Origin of the sequence: Polynucleobacter necessarius (genome assembly GCF_900095215.1) — a bacterium.
Lineage (GTDB): Bacteria > Pseudomonadota > Gammaproteobacteria > Burkholderiales > Burkholderiaceae > Polynucleobacter > Polynucleobacter necessarius_H.
The window spans coordinates 713,581-728,281 of the sequence record NZ_LT606949.1 but is presented as its reverse complement, the minus strand read 5'-3'; the positions used below and the strand labels follow the sequence as shown (position 1 = coordinate 728,281).

At 46.6% G+C, this 14,701-nt stretch carries 12 protein-coding genes, 2 tRNA genes and 1 pseudogene; 1 reads left to right on the top strand and 14 read right to left on the bottom strand.

What is annotated here, in order from left to right; translation table 11 throughout:
* Window positions 1-10 precede the first annotated feature (10 nt).
* The gene (locus DXE35_RS04005) at window positions 11-2,866 is read right to left on the bottom strand and encodes a 2-oxoglutarate dehydrogenase E1 component (RefSeq protein ID WP_114689650.1); all 2,856 of its coding nucleotides are present in this window, start codon (window positions 2,864-2,866) and stop codon (window positions 11-13) included.
* A 300-nt stretch (window positions 2,867-3,166) separates the two neighbouring features.
* On the opposite strand from DXE35_RS04005, the gene DXE35_RS04000 reads away from it, so the two are divergent.
* Complete coding sequence (locus DXE35_RS04000) at window positions 3,167-3,901, top strand: helix-turn-helix domain-containing protein (protein WP_114689649.1); 735 nt, start codon at window positions 3,167-3,169, stop codon at window positions 3,899-3,901.
* Window positions 3,902-3,951: 50 nt separating this feature from the next.
* Here DXE35_RS04000 and DXE35_RS03995 read toward each other — a convergent pair.
* The 13 genes and pseudogenes from DXE35_RS03995 to DXE35_RS03935 all read right to left on the bottom strand — a co-directional run bounded on the left by DXE35_RS03995 (window position 3,952) and on the right by DXE35_RS03935 (window position 14,685).
* Window positions 3,952-4,201, bottom strand: a pseudogene (locus DXE35_RS03995) (H-NS histone family protein).
* A 229-nt stretch (window positions 4,202-4,430) separates the two neighbouring features.
* A complete protein-coding gene (locus tag DXE35_RS03990; RefSeq protein ID WP_114689648.1) occupies window positions 4,431-4,844 on the bottom strand; it encodes a PaaI family thioesterase in 414 nt (137 codons plus the stop codon).
* Between the two features lie 35 nt (window positions 4,845-4,879).
* Window positions 4,880-4,956, bottom strand: a tRNA-Pro gene (locus tag DXE35_RS03985).
* Between the two features lie 25 nt (window positions 4,957-4,981).
* Window positions 4,982-5,332 (bottom strand): MerR family transcriptional regulator, encoded by a 351-nt coding sequence (locus DXE35_RS03980; RefSeq protein ID WP_114689647.1) that lies wholly within the window; start codon window positions 5,330-5,332, stop codon window positions 4,982-4,984.
* Window positions 5,322-5,633, bottom strand: coding sequence for an integration host factor subunit alpha (locus DXE35_RS03975; RefSeq protein ID WP_114689646.1), 312 nt, complete (start codon window positions 5,631-5,633; stop codon window positions 5,322-5,324). The genes DXE35_RS03980 and DXE35_RS03975 overlap by 11 nt, the downstream gene beginning before the upstream one ends.
* 48 nt (window positions 5,634-5,681) lie before the next feature.
* Window positions 5,682-8,138, bottom strand: a complete 2,457-nt coding sequence (gene pheT, locus DXE35_RS03970) for a phenylalanine--tRNA ligase subunit beta (protein ID WP_114689645.1) — start codon at window positions 8,136-8,138, stop codon at window positions 5,682-5,684.
* A gap of 29 nt (window positions 8,139-8,167) precedes the next feature.
* On the bottom strand, window positions 8,168-9,214 hold the full coding sequence (gene pheS / locus DXE35_RS03965) for a phenylalanine--tRNA ligase subunit alpha (RefSeq protein WP_114689644.1): 1,047 nt from the start codon (window positions 9,212-9,214) through the stop codon (window positions 8,168-8,170).
* A gap of 25 nt (window positions 9,215-9,239) precedes the next feature.
* A complete protein-coding gene (gene rplT, locus DXE35_RS03960; protein WP_114689643.1) occupies window positions 9,240-9,605 on the bottom strand; it encodes a 50S ribosomal protein L20 in 366 nt (121 codons plus the stop codon).
* A 25-nt stretch (window positions 9,606-9,630) separates the two neighbouring features.
* Window positions 9,631-9,828: a 50S ribosomal protein L35 gene (gene rpmI / locus DXE35_RS03955; RefSeq protein WP_011902674.1), complete on the bottom strand. Its 198-nt coding sequence runs from the start codon at window positions 9,826-9,828 to the stop codon at window positions 9,631-9,633.
* A gap of 127 nt (window positions 9,829-9,955) precedes the next feature.
* Entirely contained in the window at window positions 9,956-10,489 is a 534-nt protein-coding gene (gene infC, locus DXE35_RS03950; RefSeq protein WP_415070285.1) for a translation initiation factor IF-3, read from the bottom strand.
* A 36-nt stretch (window positions 10,490-10,525) separates the two neighbouring features.
* Window positions 10,526-12,448, bottom strand: a complete 1,923-nt coding sequence (gene thrS / locus DXE35_RS03945; RefSeq protein ID WP_114689641.1) for a threonine--tRNA ligase — start codon at window positions 12,446-12,448, stop codon at window positions 10,526-10,528.
* A gap of 99 nt (window positions 12,449-12,547) precedes the next feature.
* Window positions 12,548-12,624 (bottom strand) — tRNA-Val (locus tag DXE35_RS03940).
* An 18-nt stretch (window positions 12,625-12,642) separates the two neighbouring features.
* Window positions 12,643-14,685, bottom strand: coding sequence for a RelA/SpoT family protein (locus DXE35_RS03935; protein ID WP_114689640.1), 2,043 nt, complete (start codon window positions 14,683-14,685; stop codon window positions 12,643-12,645).
* Window positions 14,686-14,701 lie beyond the last annotated feature (16 nt).

Sequence of the window (14,701 nt, the reverse complement as noted above, 5' to 3'; positions counted from 1 at the left end):
ATGAAGACGATTATTTCGTGATCACGTAACCTTTTAATTTGGCAAATGCCGCATTGAGTAATGACTTCTGCTGTTCTTGGTGAAGGTGCGCATAACCACAAGCTGGTGATGCTGATGCAGGACGACCCGCATAACCCAACTTCATGCCATCAGACATATTTTGCAAGATATTGTGCTGCACGAAGAACCAAGCGCCCTGGTTTTGTGGTTCATCTTGACACCACACCACCTCTTCCAGCTTTAGATATTTCTTCAATTGAGCAGTCAATGCTTTATGAGGGAATGGATAGAGCTGCTCTAGACGAATAATGGCGACATCGCCAATCTTCTTCTCTGCGCGTTGCTTAACCAAGTCGTAATAAACCTTACCTGAGCACATAACCAAACGAGTAACCTGTTTAGCATCAATAGAGTCATCACGCTCACCGATAAAAGTTTGGAAACCGCCTTTGGTAAAGTCAGATAAAGGCGATGCAGCTTCTTTATTACGTAACAAAGATTTTGGTGTCATCAAGATCAACGGCTTGCGGAACTGACGAATCATTTGACGGCGCAATACATGGAAAATCTGCGATGCTGTCGTTGGCTGAATGACTTGCATATTGGTATCAGCGCATAACTGCATAAAACGCTCAAGGCGCGCAGAAGAATGCTCTGGGCCTTGACCTTCATAGCCGTGTGGCAACATCATGACTAAACCGTTAGCACGACCCCACTTCACTTCGCCAGAGGCAATAAACTGGTCAATCACCACTTGTGCGCCGTTAGCGAAGTCGCCGAACTGGGCTTCCCAGATCGTGAGCGTATTTGGTGCTGCAGCGGCGTAACCGTATTCAAATCCGAGCACTGCCTCTTCAGACAAAATCGAGTCAATCACCACAAATGGCGCTTGATCTTTGGTGATATGTTGAAGCGCGATATAAGTACCGGTATCCCACTTCTCGCGATTTTGCTCATGCAATACCGCGTGACGATGAGTAAATGTTCCACGTCCGCTATCTTCGCCGGATAAGCGTACTGGGTAGCCACTAGCCACCAAGGATGCAAAAGCCATGTGCTCACCCATGCCCCAGTCAATATTGACTTCGCCACGACCCATCGCAGCACGATCGCGATAGACCTTGGCAACCAATGGGTGCGCCTTGAAACCTTCTGGAACGGTCGAAATCTTTTCAGCCAGACGCTTCCATTCAGTTAATGGAATCGCTGTATCCGCCTCATCTGTCCACTTCTTATTCAAGAATGGTGACCAATCTACCGCGAACTTCCATTTCAAGTTACTCAGCACTGGATCGGAAGTTTGCTTACCTTCATCCATCGCCGCGCGACACTCTTTAACCATAAGGTCGCCAGTACCAGCAGGCAATACACCTTGAGCCTCTAATTTGTCAGCGTACAACTTACGTGTACCAGGGTGCGCGGCAATGATTTTGTACATCAAAGGCTGAGTCATTGCCGGAGTATCTTGTTCGTTGTGACCCAATTTGCGGAAGCAAATGATGTCAACAGCAACATCCTTATGGAACTTCATGCGGAATTCAACAGCTAACTTCGTTGCCAAGACCACCGCCTCAGGATCGTCACCATTAACGTGCAATACAGGGGCATCAACAATCTTCATGACATCTGTGCAATACAAACTTGAACGCAAGTCACGCGGATCGGAGGTGGTAAAACCAATTTGATTATTAATAACGATATGCATTGTGCCGCCTGTGGAATAACCACGAACCTCGGACATTGCTAATGTTTCTTGCATCACGCCTTGACCCGCAATCGCAGCATCACCGTGAACCAAGACTGGCATTACCTGCTCGCCCAACATATCGCCACGACGCTCCATACGAGCACGCGCGGAACCTTCAACCACTGGATTGACGATCTCTAAATGGGATGGGTTAAACGCCAATGACAAGTGAACTGGACCACCCGGGGTAGAAATATCGCTTGAGAAACCTTGGTGATACTTCACGTCACCCGCAGGCAATGTCTCTGGACCCTTGTGCTCAAACTCGGAGAACAAGTCTTTTGGCATTTTACCCAAAATATTAACCAGCACATTGAGACGACCACGGTGAGCCATACCAATCACAATTTCTTGAACGCCTTTATTGCCGGCATCACGAATCAGCTCGTCCATACAGGCGATAAAGCTTTCACCACCTTCAAGAGAGAATCGTTTTTGACCAACATACTTAGCCTGGAGGTAGCGCTCTAAGCCTTCAGCAGCAGTCACACGATCTAATATCTGACGCTTCTCATCGACATTAAATTGTGGGGTTGAGCGAATAGATTCGAGCTTTTCTTGCCACCACTTCTTAATTTTTTGATCGACAATGAACATGAATTCGACACCAATCGTGCCGCAATAGGTTTCGCGCAATGCTTGCAGCAAATCGCACAAAGACATTTCGTTCTTACCGAAGAATGTATTACTAGTATTGAAGACGATATCCATATCGCCATCAGTAAAGCCATAGAAAGCGGGATCTAACTCAGGAATGTCCTGGAGCTCCGTCCGCCTTAATGGATCTAAGTTTGCCCAGCGATTACCAACGTTACGATACGCGGCAATCAACTGCTGAACAGCAACGCGCTTGCGACCCATTTCTGAGTCAGCCGAATCAGCAATCGTTCTGATGGGACCTTGCTTAGCGCGCTCGGAAAATGAAGCAACAATTGGCCCATGGGCAATGTCAGCTCGAGATGAGCCATCAACCGCTGGTACTTGCTTCACGTTATCGAAATAATGTCGCCAATGATCAGCTACAGAAGCTGGATCGTGCAAGTAGGATTCGTAGAGCTCCTCTACGTAGGGGACATTTCCGCCGAAGAGATAGGAATTATCTCTTTGATCCTGCATCATGATGCTCACCTTTCATCGGGTTTCCCGAATAAAAACTGTGGTTATAACCATCCGTTACACGGCTGTACCGTCTCACGAATTGATCTGTGCAAATACTGATACTACGGGAGTAATTTAACACGAATGACCATTGATGGATAAAGGGCTTTCCCTGATTTATGGGGTTTTTGGGGTATCCCCCTATTTAAGGAAAATTAATAAGAATTTTTCTACCCCGCTTTAAATGATTGCCGACAGATTCAATTGATTTTGATTTTTATTCTCTAAATCTTCAAACAATTAAATGAAATTAAGGGAAACATGAAATCAATTACTCCGGAAACGGAATATCTCAGTACCCGTCAAAGCGCCAAGATTTTGCAGGTTTCCTTGGGTACCGTTCAGAAAATGGTGGAATTGGGGGAATTAATCGTCTGGAAACCACGTGGAGGTCATAGACGCATATTGGCCAGCTCTTTAGACCAACAATTACAAGACAGAAAGAGGGCAATGCTACAAAAAACCACTCAAAACTGTGTAGCCATGGGGATATTCAGAAGAAGTGAAAATGGACAAGAGCTCATGGAGGCTATTGCCGATTGGCAACTAAAGGTTGATATGGAAATGGCTGTAGATAGCATAGAAGGGCTAATGAAAGCGGTTTCGATTGCGCCAGATTTAATCTTTTTAGACGCACTCATTCCTCCTGCAGAACAAGTGCATCTAATCCATTCTTTGAGTAAAAACAACGACACACAGCGCATTCCTATCCTAGTGGATGAGGGTTTTATTAAGCTTCACCCTGGTGTTGTTGCCCTTGCAGACGAAAACTCAGGCGGCAAACACCATTTTACCGAAAGCATCAAAAAGAAATTAGATGGTCTAATCAACTTAAATCCACTCATTATTGGCTACCCAGCAACCAACCCCGAGGCGGAGGGTAACTGGGCTCACGGCAGCAGGCATGAGCTACTAGAGCCGCTGTTTGTGGAAGCCTTGGCCAGGAAGTGCGCCTACAAAAAAGAGAGCTGGAGAGATATAGGCTTGGTGCAATAATAAGGCCGCTATATAGCGGCCTTATTATTAATTTCAATTCAAACAATAACTTAGATCAAAAAGCTGCTACGATCTCTGCCCACAATCCACTTCGAGGCTTTACCACGACCAGTCCAAGTCTCACCTGTAGAGGGATTGCGGTATTTTGTGGCCACCTTGCCACCGACACTCCTTCCCCCCCCCCGCTTTACGGCTAAATAAATGTGATGCGCTTAAGCCATATTGCTCAATAATTGCCTTTGCTTTAGCGATACCATCCGCCTTTTCCAAGGCAATAGCTTCTTTAATCTGTTTGTCCAACTACTCGCGTTGGGCTAAAAGCTCTTTATAAGAAGGAATATTTTTGCACTCTCCGAATAATTAGTTGTTTTATATACAGCAGTTATATGCTTCGGTATATAGTGATTATATATAAATTAATCGCTGTCGCAAATATATATTATTTGATTTATTAACCTATATTTATCAGTGTTTTATTCATTTAAATTAAATAAATACCATAATCTTTATAAATACTATATTTATTTATTTAAGATCCATTTGCTTTTCTCAGCATAAAAGTTCCGCTAGATTTGGCGGTAATCTCCCCAGCTTCATTTAAAACAATCGCTTCACAGCAATGAATTGTTTTTCCCGGCTTGAGGATAGAGCCCTCAACCACGATTTTGCCGATACTTGGACGCAAGAAACTCACTGTCATATCAATCGTCATTGCGCCCAGCGGCACATCTGTAGTGCTTCGAGCGGCCGCACCCATCGCGAAATCCAAGAGTGTCATGATGACGCCACCATGAGCAATGCCAAAGCTATTTTCATACTCTGGCTTGATTTCCAGACTAATCCTAGACTTTCCATCTTTTGCATATTCAGGGACTACTCCTAAGTGGGCCAAAAAAGGGATCTTGAGACCAAAATATTCAATCGATTTTTCTGTGCTTGTCATCGAAATGGTTGTTGAATGGATGGAAAGATATCGAATGGTCGGGGCGAGAGGATTTGAACCTCCGACCACATACACCCCATGCATGTACGCTACCAGGCTGCGCTACGCCCCGACGGAAAATAAAATTGTATCAGTAACTATTTAGAGAGAATCTGCAGTACGGCCTGCAGTTCCTCACGAAGACGGAGGTCTCCGCGCGCTTCCTCTAGGCGATTTCGCGCACCGCTAATCGTAAAACCCTCTTCATAGAGAAGTGAACGAATTTTTCTGATTAAGACTACCTCGTGATGCTGATAGTAGCGTCGATTACCACGGCGCTTTTGAGGACTTAGCTGAGAAAACTCTTGCTCCCAATAGCGTAGAACGTGTGAACGGACGCTACACAGATCGGCTACTTCACCAATGGTGAAATAGCGCTTAGCGGGTATCGGGGGAAGTTGAGAGCTCAGCAGTGCCGAGCTAGTGTCAAACTCGGTTTTATCGAGCATGTGACTCCACTACATCTTTAAGCTTTTGACTTGCGTGAAAAGTAACTACGCGTCTAGCTGCAATCGGAATGATTTGACCTGTCTTTGGATTTCGGCCAGGACGAGCCGATTTATTGCGCAACTGAAAATTACCAAATCCAGAAATCTTGACTTCTACGCCCGACTCAAGCGACTGTCCAATACGATCAAAGAAAGCATCAATCATATCTTTAGCCTCACGCTTGTTCAGCCCCACCTGGTCAAAAAGAGCCTCAGATAGCTCATTCTTGGTAACGGTATCGCTAGAAATCAATTGATTCATTGGCAGTCTCTTCGTAACTAATTATTTGATTTATACCTAATAGTAAACCTAGCGCAAACGAGCTGCGCACTTTTTCTCAACGGCGCCCAATAAAGCAGCCATTACCGCATCAATTTGGGGATCTTGCAATGTTTCATTAGGATTCAACAGAGTGACGCGGAAAGCTAAGCTTTTCTCATCATCCGCCATACTGCTTGAACCCGCCTTTGGCTTGAACTCATCAAAGAGCTCAATATTGCGAACAAAATTCTGCTTACTTGCAGCCATCGCATCCAATAAGGATTGAGCGGAAACATTTTGCTTCACTGCCAAGGCCAAGTCACGCTGTACCGCAGGAAATTTACTTAACTCCTCGGGCACAGGCAAACCAAGCTCTCGAATCGGATCTAAATCCAACTCAAACAATACTGATGCTTGTGGCAATTCATAGGCCTGCTGCAAGCCAGGATGCAATTCACCAATCCAACCTACCTCGATACGATTCTTGAGGGCAATCAAGAATATCTTCGCGCTACGACCTGGATGCAGCGCTGGGTGTTTTGCAGCTTCAGTCACAAAATGCAGGGGATCCAAAACGCGCTCAAGATCACCCTTCATATCAAAGAAATCTACGGGGCGTGTTGCGTTAGCCCATTGTTCTGGCACGAATGAACCATAGGCTAAACCACCGACTTTTTGTGGCTGAAGAAAGCCCGCCACCCTGCCGGCCTCTTCTTTGGCGGTAGCATCCCGTTTAAATACACGACCAGTCTGAAATAAACGTACACGCCCTGCTCCGCGGTTCAAATTGGCCTTGAGGTTGCCAAGCAATCCACCCCACAATGTACTGCGCATGACGCCATACTGATTTGCAATGGGATTAAGAACTTTAATCAAATCTTGTTCTTTAGCAGCAGCAAGACGCTGCTCACTTTCAAGATCGGTAAAGCCAAAATTGACTGCCTCTTGGTAGCCCTGCAAAGCCAAACGCTGGCGCAATAAATGAATACCGCGCTTTGATTCCGCTTTAGCGCTCATCTTCAACGAAGCTACCGGCGGTTGATCTGGAATATTTTCAAAGCCGTACATGCGTGCGACTTCTTCAATTAAGTCTTCTTCGATTTCAATATCCAATCGATAACTTGGGGGAGTTACAACAAATGCATCGCCCTCTTGTTTGAATTCAAAACCGAGACGGTGAAATACATCAGCAACAATTTCCTGCGTGAGCGGTATTCCAATCACTTTTTCTGCGCGAGCTAAACGCATTTTGACCGGTTTACGCTCAGGCACATTCAATACTTGATCATCTAAAGGTCCGGCTTGTCCACCACAAACCTCAATAATCAAAGAACTGAGATATTCCAAACAATTGACTATGTTTTGTGGATCGACTCCACGCTCAAAACGGTGTGCTGCATCTGTGCTGAAATTAAAGCGACGGGCGCGACCTTGAATGGCTGAAGGCAGCCAATACGCTGCCTCAACATAGACGTTCTTAGTGTCATCAGACACGGCACAATGATTGCCACCCATAATTCCCGCAAGCGCTACGGGGCCATTTTGATCAGCCACTACACCTGCATCTTGCATCTTGCCAGCGGAGTCTGGGCCTTGCAGGGTTACCGTCTGCCCATTTAATAACTCCAGCGTTTCGCCAGCCTTGGCCCAACGCACGGTGATATCACCATTCAATTTATCAATATCAAACACATGGGTAGGCTGACCCATTTCTAACATTACATAGGTAGAAAGATCTACCAAGGCAGAAATACTTCTTTGACCAGCGCGACTTAAACGTTGCACAATCCATGCCGGTGTTTTTGCCTGAGGGTTGACACCTCGAATCACGCGACCAGCAAAACGTCCACAAAGCTCCTTGCTCTCTACGGTTACTTTGCGTTTATCTTCAATTGCTACCGCCGGTGGCGCCCACTTCAGCGCGCAAAGCGCAGCACCAGTAATCGCTGAGACTTCTCTTGCCATACCCATCAACGACAGACAATCCGCTTTATTGGGGGTTAATTTAATAACAAAAATTTGATCGTCAAGATCAAGATATTCGCGGATATCTTTTCCGATTGGCGCATCGGCTGGTAACTCCAAGATGCCTTCATGGTCATCACCAAGGCCAAGCTCGCGACCAGAACACAACATGCCCTGACTTTCTACACCACGCAGCTTGCCAACCTTGATCATAAAAGGCTTACCGCTAGCTTCTGCAGGAGGCAACTCAGCGCCAACCAGGGCGCAAGGAATCTTGATGCCAGCACGCGCATTAGGTGCACCACATACGATTTGCAATTCTTGACTGGTACCGGCGTCTACTTTGCAAACGCGCAAACGATCTGCATCTGGATGTTGCTCGGCAGATAAAATTTGTGCAATTACGATTTTGGTAAATGCGGGGGCTACTGAATGCTGCGCTTCAACTTCTAAACCAGCCATTGTCATTGCATGACCCAATGCATCACTATCGATTGATGGGTTTACATACTGACGAAGCCAAGATTCAGAAAATTGCATAGCGCGATCTAAGATTTCTTACTCAATTGTTATGCAGGGAACTGCGCCAAGAAACGCAAATCGTTTTCAAAGAACAAGCGCAAATCATCCACACCGTAGCGCAACATCGTTAAGCGCTCTAGACCAGAGCCAAAAGCAAAGCCGGTATAGCGCTCTGAATCGATACCCATATTGCGCAATACGTTTGGATGCACTTGTCCCGCTCCCGAGATTTCCAACCAACGGCCAGCAAGTTTGTCGCTACCAAAAGCCATATCAATCTCAGCTGATGGCTCAGTGAATGGAAAATACGATGGACGGAAACGAACTTGTAATTCGTTGGTTTCAAAAAAGGTTCTTAAGAAGTCTGTATAGACGCCTTTGAAGTCTGCAAAAGAAACGCTCTCAGCAATCCACAAGCCTTCAACTTGATGGAACATTGGTGAGTGGGTTGCGTCGCTATCAACACGATAAGTTCTGCCAGGCGCAATCACTTTGATTGGCGGCATGACATCTGCGTGCGCGTATTTCTTAACATGCTCACTCGCATAGCGAACCTGAATTGGGCTGGTATGCGTGCGCAATAACAAAGGTTTCTCATGGGAATCCTTGCCATCGATATAAAACGTATCCTGCATCGAGCGCGCAGGATGATCCTCAGGGCTATTTAAGGCGGTGAAATTAAACCAATCAGTTTCAATTTCAGGTCCGTCTGCCACATCAAAACCAATGGAGCGGAAAATTTCCTCAACGCGTTCCCAGGTGCGCATCACTGGATGCAAGCTACCTACTGCTTGACCACGACCAGGCAAGGAAACATCAATAGACTCCGCTGCAAGACGTTGCATTAATACAGCATCGGACAAAGCTTGGCGACGCTCTTGTAATGCAGCTTCTACTTTGGTTTTGAGTTGATTAATTTGGGCGCCAGCACTCTTGCGCTCCTCAGGCGACATTCCACCCAGCGCTTTTAAACGCTCAGTGAGAACACCTGACTTACCGAGATACTTGGCTTTCGCGTCCTCTAGAGCCGCCGCATCGGCAGCTCCGAGGAAATCACGTTTAGCATCCTCGACAATGTGGTCGATAGAAACCATGGCAGCTTAGTTTAGAAAACTAAGATTAAGCTGCAGCGTTTACTACGGATTTGATCCGAGTCACCAAAGCAGAAAATGCCGCTTTGTCAGCAATGGCCATATCAGAAAGTACTTTGCGGTCGAGTTCGATCGCAGCTTTCTTCATACCATTCATGAACACGCTATAGGTCATGTCATGCTGACGAACTGCCGCGTTGATACGAGCAATCCATAAAGCACGGAATACACGTTTCTTGTTGCGACGGTCACGATAGGCATATTGACCAGCACGCATAACCGCTTGCTTAGCAATACGGAATACGTTTTTACGACGACCGCGGTAACCTGAAGCGGCATCAGTAATTTTCTTATGACGGGCTCTTGCTGTAACCCCACGTTTGACTCTTGGCATTTATTTCTCCTCATCTAGTCTGAGGTTAAGCATATGGAAGCATAGAGCGAATTGACTTAACGTCAGCTTTCGCAACTTCTGTGGAACCACGCAAATGACGCTTGTTCTTTGTGGTCTTCTTGGTGAGGATGTGGCGTTTGAAAGCCTGACCTCGTTTAATCGTTCCGCCTGCGCGAACCGTGAAGCGCTTTTTAGCGCTACTCTTGCTCTTCATCTTGGGCATAAAGCACCCCTTCAATTACTTGTGCAACATAGGTGGTAACCGACGGTCACTCTTCCTGTACCCAGAAGCACTTCACACTGCCAGCATCTTTCGATGTCTCCCTACATAAGAACCAGGTAGAACCTGATTACTTAGCCTTACGAATGGGGGCCAACACCATCACCATCTGGCGGCCTTCCATCTTCGGAAACTGTTCGACTTGGCCGTACTCCACGAGATCCAACTTCAAACGCTCCAACATTCTGACTCCGATTTCTTGGTGTGCCATTTCACGACCCCGAAATCGCAGCGTAATCTTTGTCTTATCGCCATCTTCCAAAAAGCGGATTAGATTGCGTAGCTTCACACCGTAGTCACCATCATCAGTACCAGGGCGGAATTTCACTTCCTTCACCTGAATTACCTTTTGCTTAAGCTTAGCTTCATGCATCCGCTTGGCTTCTTGGTATTTGAATTTGCCGAAGTCCATGATGCGGACTACAGGTGGCACAGCCGTCGGAGCAATTTCAACCAAATCGGTTTCTTTCTCTTCTACCGCAGCCAAGGCTTCACTCAACTTAACGATGCCGATGGGCTCACCATCCATTCCAATCAAACGCACTTCAGGAGCAGTAATTTCCCGGTTAATGCGCCGCAATTTTTCAGTAGCGATCTTCTTAATTCCTTTAAAAAAACAATAAAAAAAACCTTTCTAACCCTAGCTAGGCTCGGGTCCGACTTTCTGGGATATATCCTGCTGGAGTCGGGCAACGAAGGCATCAATAGGCATTACACCCAAATCCACTCCGCCACGGGCACGAACGGCCACCGTATTACTTTCAGATTCTTTACCCCCTACAACAAGCAAAAACGGAATCTTCTGTAATGCGTGCTCGCGTATTTTATACGTAATTTTCTCGTTCCGCAAATCCGATTCGACTCTAAACCCTTGTTTTTTCATCAATTGCTGCACTTGTTGTGCATATGCAGCAGAATTTCCGGAGATATTCAGGACTACAGCCTGGGTTGGAGCAAACCAAACTGGCATATTTCCAGCATGATTTTCGATCAAAATGCCGATAAAACGCTCTAAAGAGCCCACAATTGCTCTATGTAGCATGACCGGAGTCTTGCGGCCATTGTCTTCAGCGACATATTCAGCACCCAAACGAGCCGGCATTGAGAAATCCACCTGAATCGTGCCGCATTGCCAAGTGCGTCCAATGGAGTCTTTGAGGTGATATTCGATTTTTGGACCGTAAAAGGCACCCTCGCCTGGTAATTCTTCCCATGCTTTGCCAGAAGCTTTCAATGCGCCACGAAGGGCTTCTTCCGCTTTATCCCAAATAGCATCGTCGCCAACACGCTTAGCTGGACGCAAAGCTAGCTTGACAGCTACTTCGGTAAAACCAAAATCCTGATAAACCGCACGTACGGCTTTATCAAAAGCAGCAACCTCAGATTGAATTTGATCTTCGGTGCAGAAGATATGGCCATCATCTTGCGTGAAGCCGCGGACACGCATTAAGCCATGCAATGCACCCGATGGTTCATTGCGATGACACTGACCAAACTCACCGAAACGCAATGGCAACTCACGATAACTATGCAAGCCGGAGTTATAAATTTGTACGTGACCAGGACAGTTCATCGGCTTTAATGCATAAGCACGATTCTCCGACTCAGTCGTGAACATATTCTCTTTATAGTTTTCCCAGTGACCCGATTTTTCCCATAGGCCACGATCCAAAATCTGTGGCGCTTTGACTTCTTGATAGCCTTCTTGCTGATACACGCGACGTATGTATTGCTCTACCTCTTGCCAAATTGACCAACCCTTTGGATGCCAGAAAATGAGTCCCGGCGCTTCTTCTTGAAAATGGAATAAATCCAGTTGCTTACCGAGGCGACGATGGTCGCGCTTCTCGGACTCTTCAAGCATATGCAAATAAGCATCTTGGTCTTCTTTACGCAGCCAAGCTGTACCGTAGATACGCTGCAACATCTCATTCTTGCTATCACCGCGCCAGTAAGCACCAGCGAGCTTGATCAACTTAAATATCTTGAGCTTGCCAGTAGATGGTACGTGCGGGCCACGACATAAGTCGGTGAACTTACCTTCGGCATATAAGGAGACATCCTCACCTTGAGGAATGCTGGCAATCAGTTCTGCCTTGTAATTCTCACCTTTATCTTTAAAGAATTGAATTGCTTCGTCACGCGGCAATACAGTGCGTGTTACTGGCTCATCCTTTTTAGCGAGCTCAGTCATTTTCTTTTCTAGAGCAACTAAGTCATCCGGTGTAAATGGACGATGATAGGAAAAGTCATAGTAAAAACCATTCTCTACCACTGGACCAATTGTCACTTGCACATCTGGGAATAATTCTTTTACGGCGTAAGCCAACAAGTGCGCAGTGGAATGACGAACAATTTCTAGAGCTTCAGGGCTTTGGTCAGTAATAATAGCTAGCTGACTGTCTCTATCAATCACAAAGCTGGTATCGACCATCTTGCCGTCCACAATGCCACCTAAGGCGGCTTTTGCGAGGCCGCTACCAATACTCTGGGCGACATCCGCTACACGAACTGAAGCCTCAAACTCACGTTTTGCTCCATCGGGCAGAGTAACTACAAGCATGACAACTCCATCTTATTAACTGAACTTCAGCTTTACTTCATCAACCTAAAAAGAAAGCGCGGTAGCTTGTGGGCAACCGCGCCTCTGGGTCTTATTCGTTGGTAGGCTCGATTGGACTCGAACCAACGACCCCCACCATGTCAAGGTGGTGCTCTAACCAGCTGAGCTACGAGCCTATACAGCCATATAGTTTATCACCGGCGGCGCACTTGGGTGACCTCTTTCACCTCTTCCAGACTGTTTTGAACGACCCTCAAGACCTCAGAGCCCTTCACCTCAACCGTTAAAAGGATCTGCGCTAGACCTTTTTTGGCCGATTTGCGCAGATCAATGACATGTACGCCCTGCCTAGTCAGAGTCTCAAAGAGCTCTCGCATTAACTCGGGACGATCTAAGCCGGTGACTACTAAATCAGCTGGGAATACCCGTTTTTGCTCTTGGTTTACTACGGGATCCGACGCCGAAGCGGTCCATGCTGTCTGAATAACCCTCTCAGGAGCCCTTTCCAGTAAACCCCTAAAAGTTTTACAAGAACGCCGATGAATCGCAACACCCCTTCCTTGCGTCACAAATCCCGCAATTGCATCCGGTGGAACGGGCCTGCAGCAACGCGCCAACTGAGTTAGCAGTGAGTCGACGCCTACCACCAAAACATCGCCGCTTTGGGCGTGCTTGCCCGCACTCGTTCGCAAAACAATTTCTGGTGGGTTTGGATTTATTGGGCTGCCTTTAGTCTCTACATGAGCGTCAGCGTTACTATCCACTGGCTTTAGATTTTGCCCAGCCTCTTCATCATCTAGCGCGTTAAACCATGCTCGCACTCTTTGACGCGCTCTTTGAGAGCGAAGATAGTTTTTATCCGGACTAATCCAATCTCTAGATGGTCCGCCATGTTTCACGGCAATAATTTCTACCGTCTGACCATTCTGCAATGCAGTCTCTAGAGGAACCATTGCGCCATCAACTCTGGCTCCACGACAACGATGCCCCAGATTGGTATGGACCACATAAGCAAAATCAATGGGGGTCGAACCCTTCTCGAGCGAGATCACTTTTCCAAAGGGTGTGAGAACATAAATATGATCGTCAATCTCATGATGCTTCAGCTGTTCCCATGCATCCTCTTTCCAGGAAATGAGCTGACGAGCCAAAGCAATTTGTCGCTCATAAGCCACTTCAGCGCTATGCGTACCTTGTTGATGGCTAACATTTGGCTTATTAGTCTTTGTTAGATTAGGTGGGGTAGCCATGCCGACGCAAGCACCCTCCTTGTAACGCCAGTGTGCCGCCAAACCATACTCAGATTGCTGATGCATCTCTTGTGTGCGCACCTGAATCTCAAACGCGGTGCCGTCATCATTCATCACGACGGTGTGCAATGATTGATAACCGTTAGGCTTAGGCCTTGCGATGTAATCATCAAACTCACGTGGAACGGGCTGCCAGATGTTATGTGCTATCCCCAGAACGGCATAGCACGTCTTCACATCCTCTACCAATACCCGAAACGCCCTCACGTCATATAAATTAGCAAAATCCAAAGACTTGCCCTGCATTTTTTTCCAGATGCTATAGATGTGTTTTGGACGCCCCAGTACTTCGCCATTAATCTGCGCTGCTTTTAGCTCTTCTTGCAACTGCAATACGATTTGATCGATGAAGGATTGGCGCTCAATGCGTTTAGCATCGAGCATCTTAGCGATCTCACGATAGGTGTCGGGCGACATTACCCGAAACGCCAAGTCCTCCATCTCCCATTTCATTTGCCAAATACCCAAGCGGTTAGCTAATGAAGCATCGATATTCAAAATTTCCTGTGCCAAAGCACCCGGCATATCAATTTTTTCCTGAGTGACCCAACGCAAAGTCTGCAAACGAGAGGCAAGATAAATGGGTACTACACGTAGATCATCGACAAATGCTAAAAGCATTTTGCGCAGCATCTCTTCCTGTCCGGTAACGCTAAGGCCACCATCATCGCGCATCAGCTTTGCTTGCGCTTGACGTAAACCGCGATAACCAATGAGCAACTTAGCAGGCTCTTCGCCTATGAGCTTAATCAGCGCTTCCTTCCCATGAGTGCTGGCAATATTACTTGCGGCAATTAATGTGGCTTCATCGAGATTAAGGGACTGCAATATTCTCAGTACACCTGCAGCATGCAGCTCTGCCGGCTCGCCATACCAAGCATCCTGAAATAACGCTACTTTTTCTGATTGTGGAGAAGCATTTGCCATTGGCAATGAATAAGAA

Excerpts from the sequence above, each read along its gene's own strand:
- DXE35_RS04005 (WP_114689650.1), bottom strand. The coding sequence starts at position 2,866 with ATGATGCAGGATCAAAGAGATAATTCCTATCTCTTCGGCGGAAATGTC.
- DXE35_RS04000 (WP_114689649.1), top strand. The coding sequence starts at position 3,167 with ATGAAATCAATTACTCCGGAAACGGAATATCTCAGTACCCGTCAAAGC.
- DXE35_RS03990 (WP_114689648.1), bottom strand. The coding sequence starts at position 4,844 with ATGACAAGCACAGAAAAATCGATTGAATATTTTGGTCTCAAGATCCCT.
- DXE35_RS03980 (WP_114689647.1), bottom strand. The coding sequence starts at position 5,332 with ATGCTCGATAAAACCGAGTTTGACACTAGCTCGGCACTGCTGAGCTCT.
- DXE35_RS03975 (WP_114689646.1), bottom strand. The coding sequence starts at position 5,633 with ATGAATCAATTGATTTCTAGCGATACCGTTACCAAGAATGAGCTATCT.
- pheT (WP_114689645.1), bottom strand. The coding sequence starts at position 8,138 with ATGCAATTTTCTGAATCTTGGCTTCGTCAGTATGTAAACCCATCAATC.
- pheS (WP_114689644.1), bottom strand. The coding sequence starts at position 9,214 with ATGGTTTCTATCGACCACATTGTCGAGGATGCTAAACGTGATTTCCTC.
- rplT (WP_114689643.1), bottom strand. The coding sequence starts at position 9,605 with ATGCCAAGAGTCAAACGTGGGGTTACAGCAAGAGCCCGTCATAAGAAA.
- rpmI (WP_011902674.1), bottom strand. The coding sequence starts at position 9,828 with ATGCCCAAGATGAAGAGCAAGAGTAGCGCTAAAAAGCGCTTCACGGTT.
- thrS (WP_114689641.1), bottom strand. The coding sequence starts at position 12,448 with ATGCTTGTAGTTACTCTGCCCGATGGAGCAAAACGTGAGTTTGAGGCT.
- DXE35_RS03935 (WP_114689640.1), bottom strand. The coding sequence starts at position 14,685 with ATGGCAAATGCTTCTCCACAATCAGAAAAAGTAGCGTTATTTCAGGAT.